The sequence below is a fragment of the Coprococcus sp. ART55/1 genome (assembly GCF_000210595.1).
Lineage (GTDB): Bacteria > Bacillota > Clostridia > Lachnospirales > Lachnospiraceae > Coprococcus > Coprococcus aceti.
In genome coordinates this window covers 532,563-539,839 of the sequence record NC_021018.1, presented here as the reverse complement: position 1 = coordinate 539,839, position 7,277 = coordinate 532,563, and the positions used below count along the sequence as shown (strand labels likewise).

Here is a 7,277-nt window from a genome sequence, read left to right as displayed (position 1 = left end):
AATCCGATGAGTACCACAAATATAAAATATGGTATGAGATAGGATCCGCCGCCGTATATGGAGACTCTTGTAGGAAACATCCAGATGTTGCCCATGCCCACGGCAGAGCCGATGCAGGCCAGGATGAAGCCCCATTTGTTGTTAAAAGATTCTCTCTTTTTCATGTATAATTCCTCCCAAATGTGTTCGTTACCGCATTGACGGACCTCCCTCATAGTCCGTAAATTACGTTAACTTAATTAATATACATGAATATCATTTGGAAGTAAATTAAATAATGTGGACATGACTTAAAACATAGCTGCAAAAGCAAGAATTTAATTGAAAAATAACCGGCAGGTGGCGTACAATGTACCAGAAAAATGGAAAAAGTTATTTGAATATTATCTGAGAGGTGAGAAGATTGACAGAGGACAGATATGAACATATAGTACATCCATTTCCCCCACTTTACGATGAGGAATCAAGGATACTCATACTGGGAAGCCTGCCATCGGTGAAGTCCAGGGAGCAGATGTTCTTCTACGGACATCCACAGAACAGATTCTGGAAGGTCATCAGCAGAGTGCTTGGCGAGAAACTTCCGGTGACCATAGATGATAAGAAAGCCATGCTGCATGCACACCACATAGCCCTGTGGGATGCGATCTACAGTTGTGACATCATAGGTTCAAGCGACAGCAGTATAAAGAATGTTACGCCCACGGATCTGTCGAAGATAGTGGAAGCTTCCAAGGTCACAAAAGTGATATGCAACGGCAAGACCTCAGGAAAGTATTACGCAAAATATCAGCAGAAGATACTTGGCATAGAACCTGTTGTACTTCCGTCCACAAGCCCGGCAAATGCTGCGTTTTCGGTGGATAAGTTGGTTGACATCTGGGGCGCTGAGATACCGGATATATGCAAATTATAGACAGAAGATAAACTCATACATAACATTTTCTAAAGCTTTCTGTAGAATGATGTACAACGAGTGAGAATATGTTATCATAGAGACCGCAGCCGGATGGAGTCAGATATCCGCTGTGAATATAGAATATTCATAATGAAGTTAAAAGGAGAGAGAAGAGATGGCATTAAGTTTTATCGAGATACTTAAGGTAGTATTCCTTGGTATCGTGGAGGGAGTCACAGAGTGGCTCCCGATCAGTAGCACAGGACATATGCTTCTTGTGGATGAATTTATCTCACTGAATGCGAGCACTGATTTCAAGGAAATGTTTTTCGTGGTGATACAGCTTGGAGCGATACTTGCTGTCGTGACCATATTCTGGAATAAGATGTGGCCTTTCCAGCTCAAAGACAAGACACAGCCTGTCATGAAGAAAGATACCTGGAGTATGTGGTTCAAGACAGTTGTTGCATGTATACCTGGAGCGATAGTTACGATACTGTTTGATAATTACATAGAGGCGCATTTGCACACAGCGGTTGTCATAGCGATTGCCCTTATTTTCTATGGAATAGCATTTATTGTGATTGAGAACTGGAACAAGACCAGAACACCGAAGGTTGAGACGCTGAACGACATAACATACAAGACAGCATTTCTTATAGGTATGTTTCAGGTGCTCTCCATCATACCGGGTACATCCCGTTCAGGTGCCACCATCATAGGCGCTCTGCTCATCGGTGTATCAAGAGTGGCAGCAGCGGAGTTCACATTCTTCCTTGCGGTTCCGGTTATGTTCGGACTCAGTGCTCTGAAGATGATCAAATTCGGACTGTCATTTACAAGTGCTGAGTTCGCTATACTTATTATAGGTTGTGTCGTTGCATACCTTGTATCCATTGTTGTCATCAAGTTCCTGATGAGCTACATCAAGAAGCATGACTTCAAGATATTTGGCTGGTACAGGATCGTGCTCGGAGTTATAGTTCTTGCATATTTTGCCTTATTTGCATAGCTTATAAATAAATAAAATCAAAAATTGCATAATATATATAGTATGTGCTATAATGCCCATGAATTGTGCATTATAGCACATATTAACATTGTGATAAAATTTTATGGGAGAAGAAAGATGGCAAAGGTTTCAATCATCATTCCAACATATAACGTAGAGATGTATCTGGTGGAGTGTATGGATAGTGTTGTAAATCAGACATTGAAGGATATCGAGATCATATGTATCAATGACGGATCTACAGATAGTTCACTTGAAATATTAAAGGGATATGCGGAGAAAGACGACCGTATCATTATTGTTGACAAGGAAAATGGCGGTTATGGAATAGGCATGAATATCGGTCTTGATAAGGCTACAGGTGAGTATATTGGTATAGTTGAGCCTGATGATTTTGTGCCACTTAATATGTATGAGGAACTGTACAACAAGGCGGTTGAGAACGACCTTGACCTTGTAAAGGCAGATTTCTATAGATTTAAGCGCAACGATGACAATGGCAACATGACTTTGGTGTACAACCACTTGTCACCGAATGCAGAGGATTATAATGTTGTGTTCAATCCAAGCGAGACACCAAGTGCGATCCGTTTCATTATGAACACATGGAGTGGAATCTACAAGAGAAGCTTCATAGAGGAGTATCATATCAGACACAACGAGACTCCGGGAGCATCATTCCAGGACAATGGTTTCTGGTTCCAGACATTTATATATGCCAAGAGAGCTATGATAGTGAACAAGCCATATTATATGAACCGCAGAGATAACCCGAATTCATCTGTTCACAGCAGAGAGAAGGTATACTGTGTCAATGTTGAGTATGATCACATCAGAGATATACTTGTAAAGGATCCTGAGATCTGGGAGCGTTTCAGAGGCGTATACTGGCTCAAGAAATACCACAATTACAACGAGACGATCAGGAGAATCGGACCTGAATTCAAGAAGGATTATATAAGAAGATACAGCTCCGAGTTCAAGAGAGCAATGGAGATGCAGGAGATTGATCAGACTATATTTACAAAGCTTGAGTGGGCGAACATCCAGTTTATCATCAAGTCCCCTGACGATTACTATTATACAAGGATCGCATGTACAGATCGTGAGCGCAAGCTTGAGAGAGAAGTCAAGAGACTCCGTGGTCTGGTTCATCAGACCCGTGCAGATCTGGACAGAGTGAAGAAGACACCTACATTCAGGATCGGTGCGGTCATTATGTTCATACCTAGAAAGATCAAGAGTTTATTTAGTCGAAACAAATAGAGGTAAAGCTATGGGTACAAAGGTATCAGTTATTCTTCCTGTTTACAATGTGTCTGATTATCTGCGCCAGTGCATGGACAGCATAGTGGGTCAGACACTTAAGGATATAGAGATCATTTGCGTGGATGATGGCTCCACAGATGATTCTCTGGCGATATTGAAGGAATATGAGGCGAAGGATCAGCGTGTAAAGGTTATACAGCAGGCAAATGCCGGAGCCGGGGCAGCGAGAAACAAAGGTCTTGAGATCGCGACCGGAGAGTATCTTTCATTTCTGGATTCCGATGATTTCTTTGAGCCGGACATGCTGGAAAAGGCATGGAGCAAGGCTCACGAGACCAGAGCTCAGGTAGTTGTGTTCAGATCAGATCAGTACAGAGAGGATCTTCAGGAATTTGTTCAGGTCAGATGGACACTTCACGAGAAGGAGCTTCCACCGTACAGACCAATGTATTTTCGTAATTTCACGGGCAATATATTCAAGGTATTTGTGGGATGGGCTTGGGATAAGCTCTTCAGCAGGGAATATGTTGAGGAGAACCATTTCCGATTCCAGCAGCTCAGAACTTCGAATGATATGCTGTTCGTATTTTCAGCGATAGCATTTGCAACAAATATAGAGATAGTGGACGAGGTGCTTGCACACCAGAGAAGAAACAATCCAAAGTCATTGTCCAATACCAGAGAGAAGTCATGGCAGTGCTTCCACGAGGCTCTTGTGGCACTCAAGGCGGCGCTTGAAGCCCACGGCAATTTCTGGGAGTATGAGCAGGATTACATCAACTATGCACTGCATTTCAGTCTGTGGCATCTGGAGACCATCACAGGACCAAAGAAGGAGGTTCTGTTCAACAAACTTAAGGAAGAGTGGTTCGAGGAGTTTGGTATCAAGAGTCTTTCAGAGGAGTGCTTCTACAACAAGACCGAGTATGGCAAGTACAAGGTTATCATGGATAAGACCTTTGAGGAGTACGAGAAGGCAACAGCATAGAAAAGAAAAAACAGTTTCACCAGTCGATCGGTGAAACTGTTTTTTTGTGGACAAATGTGTGTATCAGAACAGGTTCATAGCACCTATGATGCCCTGATTTCCCTCGAGCCCTGCGGGAACAATGTATGTGTCGGTGTCCTTGACCTGTGGCATGTCGATGTAACCCGACAGCAGTTCAGTGTAGTAATTGCGGATCATAGGGAACAGGAATTTGTTGTCCATGACTCCGCCGCCAAGGACGATCCTCTCAACTGAGTAGCACATGGTGTAGTTGACCAGTGCCTCAGCTATATAAAATGCTTCAAGATCCCATACCGGTGAGTCGGCTGGGATGTCTTTGCCTTTCATTCCGGTTCTGCGCTCAAGCATAGGGCCGGATGCAAGACCCTCTACACAGCTCTGGTGGAATCGGCAGGTACATGGTATATCATCGCCGGTTCGTCTAGGGATGAGGATGTGGCCTGTCTCCGGGTGTTCCATGCCGTGAATGAGTCTGCCATCGGATATTATACCGCCGCCGATGCCGGTTCCAACAGTGAGGTACATTCCCGAGTTGAGTCCTTTCAGTGCTCCATACAGGTATTCACCCCAGGCTGCTGCGTTTACGTCTGTGTCCACCACAACCAGGCAGCCAAGCGCATCCGTAAATGCTTTGTAAAGGCTGAATCCCTCCCAAGCTTTCTTGGGACTCCTCATGATGGAGCCGTAGGTAGGGGAATTAGGATTGATGTCGGCCGGGCCAAATGTACCGATTCCGAGAGCGGATATGTCATATTTCTTAAAGTAATCTATCATGGCAGGCACGGACTGGTCAGGTGTGCCCGTCGGTATGGATATTCTGTCTATTATATTCTTGTCTGCATCGCCTATGGCACAAACCATCTTGGTGCCACCGGCTTCAAGTGCGCCGTAGTACATATTTCCTCCTTGGTGCCATGTTTATATGGCAGAAATTTTTCAAAATTATATACATTATATATGCCGTGTCACTTATCTTCAAGCCCGGATTTGCGTCGGTACTTGTGGAATATAAAAGAAACTTGGTGTACGCTTTTTTGGACACTTGACAAGATAAGATAGAGCCATATTAAGGAGCTTGATAGAGGCTTGAAGCTTGGAAGATAAAGTGTACAGGAGGCGTGGTCATGATAAAAGGATATTTTGTTTCGGAAGGGTATATGGGATATGTGGACGGAGAGTACCAGCTTTTCGCTGATGAAAGAGATTATGTTGAGTATATAGAAGATTAGCCATTTAGCTTCTTGACCTTAGCATAACTTATGTTATTATGAGGCATATGGGTTAATACACAGGGATTACAATACGGATGGTGCTGCTATGAAAATCTGCAAGGTGATTCATGAGTTTGTATATCATGGATAATCTAAATATATACAAGGAGCAAACATAGTGGAAAAGGTATTGAACAAAAAAGAATATGTTATGGATATGACAGAGGGAAGCAGTATGAAACTGATCATGAAGTTCTCAGTTCCGCTACTTATAGGCAATCTATTTCAGCAGGTATACAGCCTGGTTGATTCGATAGTGGTTGGTCGTCATCTAGGGGCAAATGCGCTTGGCGGTGTGGGATCAGTTGGAATGATCAGTTTCCTGTTTTTTTCTTTGTGCAATGGAATGGCATCTGGAATAGGTGTTGTCATATCAAGATATTTTGGAGCGAAGAAAGAAGAGCAGGTAAAAAAAGCCATAGCAAATGCATTGTTTGTCATATTGGCGGTTGGCGCACTCATGAGTATACTGGGATATTGTTTTGCGGGGCCTATTATAAGGCTAATGAAGACCCCTGCAGAGACATTTGACTACGCATATACATACATGAGGATCACCTGTGGATTTACGATAGCGGTGGCTATTTATAACGGAATTTCTGCTGTGCTAAGGGCACTTGGGGATTCAAAGACCCCACTTATATTTCTCATGATTGCTTCTGCCATAAATGTTGTGCTTGATATAGTGTTTGTCATATACATGGATATGGGCGTTGCCGGTGCCGCATATGCAACGGTTCTCAGTCAGATCCTGTCTGGCGTTGGCTCTATATGTTATGCGGTGAAAACCAATCCCTATTTCAGACTGAAGAGAGGCCATTTCAAGTTTGACAGAGATATAATGAAGGAAGATTTCAGTATCGGTATACCAATGGCGGTTCAGACTTCCATGATATCAATATCCTGCTCAATACTGCAGACCCTTATAAATGGATATGGTCCGGAGGTCATGGCTGCATATACTGCAACAGGAAAGGTTGAGGGAATCATATTCCAGCCGTTTAGTTCTCTGGGACTTGCATTGTCTACATTTGCAGGACAGAACTGTGGCGCACGCAAGTACGAAAGGGTGCGCAGAGCGGTATGGCAGACAGAGCTCATCACGCTGGCTCTTGGCGCAGCAATGTTCTGTCTGGTAGCAGTTTTCAGGGAAAATGTTGTGGGATTTTTCGTGACGGAGGAGAATGTCATAAGGCTTGGCGCGAAGGGACTTGTGATATCCGGAAGTATGTATATTGCACTTGGAACGATATATACCATGAGAGGCGCATTAAATGGAATGGGGGATGTGGTGTTCTCCATGCTGAATGGTGCTCTTGAGGTGGGAGGAAGGATAGTATTTGCGCTGATACTGATGTATGTGTTAAAGATGGGATTCTGGGGAGTGTGGTATACGAATATATTTACATGGATTGTGATAGCACTCACCGCATCTGTGAGATTTTCTGTGTATATAAGAAAGTGTCAGAGAGAAGATGAAGGTACGGAAAATGCATAGATAATAATTAATATAGCAAGGACGCCTTTTGGGGGGCGTCCTTCTTCGATTCAATCACATTGATACTCCAAGGGATATAGGTGTTATGAATTAGCATACTTTATATTTTGACAAAAATTCAGCGCTGTATTATCTTTAATACAGAATAAACAGGAGATGACCATATATGTCAGGGGAAAAATCAGTGGATGTTGAAAAAATAAATAATAATGAAAAAGGCTTTGAACCGGCGCATATCAGAAGTGTGATCTCGCTGGCTCTGTTCAGCTTTGTATTTCTGGGTATGGAATTCTTCTTCGACAGCGGGGCTGCGGAGTTTG

At 43.2% G+C, this 7,277-nt stretch carries 6 protein-coding genes and 1 pseudogene; 5 read left to right on the top strand and 2 right to left on the bottom strand.

The features are described from left to right. A pseudogene (locus tag CCU_RS14680) lies at positions 1 to 164 on the bottom strand (sodium-dependent transporter); the annotation flags it as partial. A 239-nt stretch (positions 165 to 403) separates the two neighbouring features. On the opposite strand from CCU_RS14680, the gene CCU_RS02625 reads away from it, so the two are divergent. From CCU_RS02625 to CCU_RS02610, 4 genes are all read left to right on the top strand, one after another. Continuing rightward, a complete protein-coding gene (locus tag CCU_RS02625; protein ID WP_243440838.1) occupies positions 404 to 916 on the top strand; it encodes a DNA-deoxyinosine glycosylase in 513 nt (170 codons plus the stop codon). Positions 917 to 1,073: 157 nt separating this feature from the next. Continuing rightward, positions 1,074 to 1,910: an undecaprenyl-diphosphate phosphatase gene (locus CCU_RS02620; protein WP_015533460.1), complete on the top strand. Its 837-nt coding sequence runs from the start codon at positions 1,074 to 1,076 to the stop codon at positions 1,908 to 1,910. 117 nt (positions 1,911 to 2,027) lie between these two features. Then, on the top strand, positions 2,028 to 3,176 hold the full coding sequence (locus tag CCU_RS02615) for a glycosyltransferase family 2 protein (protein ID WP_015533459.1): 1,149 nt from the start codon (positions 2,028 to 2,030) through the stop codon (positions 3,174 to 3,176). Positions 3,177 to 3,186: 10 nt separating this feature from the next. Further along, on the top strand, positions 3,187 to 4,167 hold the full coding sequence (locus CCU_RS02610; protein ID WP_015533458.1) for a glycosyltransferase family 2 protein: 981 nt from the start codon (positions 3,187 to 3,189) through the stop codon (positions 4,165 to 4,167). A 63-nt stretch (positions 4,168 to 4,230) separates the two neighbouring features. On the opposite strand, the gene CCU_RS02605 is transcribed toward CCU_RS02610, so the two are convergent. Next, entirely contained in the window at positions 4,231 to 5,085 is an 855-nt protein-coding gene (locus CCU_RS02605) for an ROK family protein (protein WP_015533457.1), read from the bottom strand. Between the two features lie 492 nt (positions 5,086 to 5,577). Here CCU_RS02605 and CCU_RS02600 point away from each other — a divergent pair, with 492 nt between their 5' ends. Then, positions 5,578 to 6,957, top strand: a complete 1,380-nt coding sequence (locus CCU_RS02600) for an MATE family efflux transporter (RefSeq protein ID WP_242859165.1) — start codon at positions 5,578 to 5,580, stop codon at positions 6,955 to 6,957. The last annotated feature ends 320 nt before the right edge of the window (positions 6,958 to 7,277 follow it).